1 protein-coding gene is annotated in these 975 nt (G+C 62.9%); it reads right to left on the reverse strand.

What is annotated here, in order from left to right; all coding sequences use genetic code 11:
- A partial coding sequence (gene gmd, locus MXD60_RS26245) for a GDP-mannose 4,6-dehydratase (RefSeq protein WP_248822384.1) occupies window positions 1-971 on the reverse strand: 971 nt, incomplete at its 3' end.
- Window positions 972-975 lie beyond the last annotated feature (4 nt).

Genomic DNA, 975 nt, shown 5'->3' on the forward strand with positions numbered 1-975 from the left:
TCGGACTCCAGGACGAGGTCCGAGTCGACCATCATCGCGATCAGTTCCTCGAAACCGACCTTCGGTTCCCAGCCCAGCATCTCCCGCGCCTTCGACGCGTCCCCCACCAGCACATCCACCTCCGCCGGCCGGAAGAACCGCGGATCCTGTTTCACCAGCTCCGACCAGTCCGCAATCCCCACCCGCCCGAACGCCGCGTCCAACAACTCCCGAATACTGTGCGTCACACCCGTCGCCACCACATAGTCATCCGGCGAATCCTGCTGCAACATCCGCCACATCGCCTCCACATAATCCCCCGCGAAACCCCAGTCCCGCCGCGACTCCAAATTCCCCAACGTCACCGAGTCCTGCAACCCCAGCGAAATCCGCGCCACCGCCCGCGTGATCTTCCGCGTCACGAACTCGATCCCCCGACGCGGCGACTCGTGATTGAACAACAACCCCGAACACGCAAACGCCCCGTACGACTCACGATAATTCACCGTCAAATAATGACCGAACGTCTTCGCCACCCCGTACGGCGACCGCGGATGAAACGGCGTCGTCTCCCGCTGCGGCGTCTCCCGCACCTTCCCGAACATCTCCGACGACGACGCCTGATAGAACCGCACCCGCGACATGTCATTACCACCCGCGATCCGCAACGCCTCCAACAGTCGCAACACCCCCATCCCCGTCGTCTCCCCCGTCAGCTCCGCCTGCTTCCACGACAACCCCACAAACGAAATAGCCCCCAGGTTGTACACCTCGTCCGGCTGCGAGATCTCCACCGCACCGATCAACGACGAAAGATCCGTCAGATCCCCCTCCAACAACATCACCCCCGGCACCACCCGCTCCACCACCGCCACCTTCGGGTTCGACTGCCCCCGAACCAACCCGAACACCTCATAACCCTTCGCAACCAGCAACTCACCCAGATACAACCCGTCCTGCCCGGTAATCCCGGTAATCAACGCACGCGGCACGACG

It is taken from the genome of Frankia sp. AgB32 (assembly GCF_023243045.1).
Taxonomy (GTDB): Bacteria; Actinomycetota; Actinomycetes; order Frankiales; family Frankiaceae; genus Frankia.